Source organism: Xenorhabdus stockiae (genome assembly GCF_002632825.1).
Classification (GTDB): domain Bacteria; phylum Pseudomonadota; class Gammaproteobacteria; order Enterobacterales; family Enterobacteriaceae; genus Xenorhabdus; species Xenorhabdus stockiae.
On sequence record NZ_NJAJ01000179.1, the window covers coordinates 1 to 202 of the forward strand.

Sequence of the window (202 nt, forward strand, 5' to 3'; positions counted from 1 at the left end):
AAGGATAAGGGTTGCGCTCGTTGCGGGACTTAACCCAACATTTCACAACACGAGCTGACGACAGCCATGCAGCACCTGTCTCAGCGTTCCCGAAGGCACTCCCTCATCTCTGAAGGATTCGCTGGATGTCAAGAGTAGGTAAGGTTCTTCGCGTTGCATCGAATTAAACCACATGCTCCACCGCTTGTGCGGGCCCCCGTCA

Annotated in this window: 1 rRNA gene; it reads right to left on the reverse strand. The window is 54.5% G+C overall.

From position 1 onward, the window contains the following. Positions 1-202, reverse strand: a 16S ribosomal RNA gene (locus tag Xsto_RS21000); the annotation flags it as partial.